The 1,930-nt window shown below is 70.1% G+C and carries 2 protein-coding genes; one reads left to right on the forward strand and one right to left on the reverse strand.

The window, feature by feature from the left end:
* Positions 1-76: 76 nt before the first annotated feature.
* Complete coding sequence (locus ACYVE9_RS24940; RefSeq protein WP_461030155.1) at positions 77-553, reverse strand: Lrp/AsnC family transcriptional regulator; 477 nt, start codon at positions 551-553, stop codon at positions 77-79.
* A gap of 123 nt (positions 554-676) precedes the next feature.
* Here ACYVE9_RS24940 and hppD point away from each other — a divergent pair, with 123 nt between their 5' ends.
* Positions 677-1,819 carry a 4-hydroxyphenylpyruvate dioxygenase gene (hppD, locus tag ACYVE9_RS24945; RefSeq protein ID WP_461030156.1) on the forward strand — a complete coding sequence of 381 codons (1,143 nt, stop codon included), beginning with the start codon at positions 677-679 and terminating at the stop codon, positions 1,817-1,819.
* The last annotated feature ends 111 nt before the right edge of the window (positions 1,820-1,930 follow it).

A 1,930-nucleotide genomic window follows, 5' to 3' on the forward strand; every position in this document is an offset into this window, starting at 1 on the left:
GGACGCGCTCGCCGCCCTCCGCGGCGGCGGCCCCGTCCTTGCCTGCTGACCCGGCCCCCGGTGCGGGGGCGGCGACTCAGGGGCCGTCCCCCCGGGAGGCCTGGCGGACCAGCGGCACGATGCGCAGCGGCACCGGGTTCTCCATCACGATGGCCGTCGAGGCGCGCATGATGCCCTCGAAGCCCACCACCCGGTCGATGACACGTTGCAGGTCGCCGTTGGAGCGGGCCACCAGGCGGCACAGCATGTCGCCGTGGCCGGTGATCGTGTGCAGCTCCAGCACCTCGGGAACCGTCGCCAGGTGCGCCCGCACGTCCGCGCCCTGACCCTGCTTGATCTCCAGTGTGGCGAACGCCGTCACCGGGTAGCCCAGGGCCGCCGGATCGACGTCCGGGCCGAAGCCGCGGATCACCCCCGTCGTCCGCAGCCGGTCCAGGCGGGCCTGCACGGTGCCCCGAGCCACCTGGAGACGGCGGGACGCCTCCAGCACCCCGACGCGCGGCTCCGCGGCGAGCAGCTCCAGCAGCCGGCCGTCCAGCTCGTCAATGCCCATGGCCTCCTCCTTCGATGGTCATCCTGTGCAGATCGTCCGCCGAAACCGCCGACTGACTGAGCACATTGCCCAGTCGATACACGAACTATTGCGCATCCTGCCGAAGCGCGGGAGCCTGCGGTCATGACTGAGACCCTTGAGACCACCCAGGCATCGCGGCAGGACGACCCCTTCCCGGTGAAGGGCATGGACGCGGTCGTCTTCGCCGTGGGCAACGCCAAGCAGGCCGCGCACTACTACTCGACCGCCTTCGGCATGAAGCTCGTCGCCTACTCCGGACCGGAGAACGGCAGCCGCGAGACCGCCAGTTACGTACTGGAGTCGGGCGGCGCCCGCTTCGTGCTGACCTCCGTCATCAAGCCCGCCACCGACCGGGGCCGGTTCCTCGCCGAGCACGTCGCCGAGCACGGTGACGGTGTCGTCGACCTCGCCATCGAGGTGCCCGACGCCCGCGCCGCCTACGCGCACGCCGTCGCCAACGGCGCCACCGGCGTCACCGAGCCGCACGAGCTGAAGGACGAGCACGGCACCGTCGTGCTCGCGGCCATCGCGACCTACGGCAGGACCCGGCACACCCTCGTGGACCGTTCCGCCTACGACGGCCCGTACCTGCCGGGCTTCGCCGCGGCCGAACCGATCGTCGCCGCCCCCGCCAAGCGCACCTTCCAGGCCATCGACCACTGCGTCGGCAACGTCGAACTCGGCCAGATGAACGAGTGGGTGGCCTTCTACAACAAGGTCATGGGCTTCACCAACATGAAGGAGTTCGTGGGCGACGACATCGCCACCGAGTACTCCGCGCTGATGTCCAAGGTCGTCGCGGACGGCACCAAGAAGGTGAAGTTCCCGATCAACGAGCCGGCGATCGCGAAGAAGAAGTCGCAGATCGACGAGTACCTGGAGTTCTACGGCGGCCCCGGCGTCCAGCACATCGCGCTGGCCACCAACGACATCGTCTCCACCGTGCGCACCATGCGCGCCGCCGGTGTGCAGTTCCTCGACGTGCCCGACTCGTACTACGACACGCTGGGCGAGTGGGTCGGTGAGACCCGGGTGCCGATCGACGAACTCCGCGAGCTGAAGATCCTCGCCGACCGCGACGAGGACGGCTACCTGCTGCAGATCTTCACCAAGCCGGTCCAGGACCGGCCCACGGTGTTCTTCGAGATGATCGAGCGGCACGGCTCCATGGGCTTCGGAAAGGGCAACTTCAAGGCCCTCTTCCAGGCCATCGAGCGGGAGCAGGAGAAGCGCGGCAACCTCTGAGCCCGCGGGCAGCCGCCGTCCGCGGCGGACGGCTGCCACAGTCCCCGCAACGCGGCCGGTCAGCGGCCGGCCCGTCCCGACTCGCACCCCCGGCGGTCCGCCCCCGCCGGG

The sequence above is a fragment of the Streptomyces sparsus genome (genome assembly GCF_054776295.1).

What these genes read in the sequence shown, in the direction of transcription:
- ACYVE9_RS24940 (WP_461030155.1), bottom strand. Translation starts at nt 553, where the DNA reads ATGGGCATTGACGAGCTGGACGGCCGGCTGCTGGAGCTGCTCGCCGCG.
- hppD (WP_461030156.1), top strand. Translation starts at nt 677, where the DNA reads ATGACTGAGACCCTTGAGACCACCCAGGCATCGCGGCAGGACGACCCC.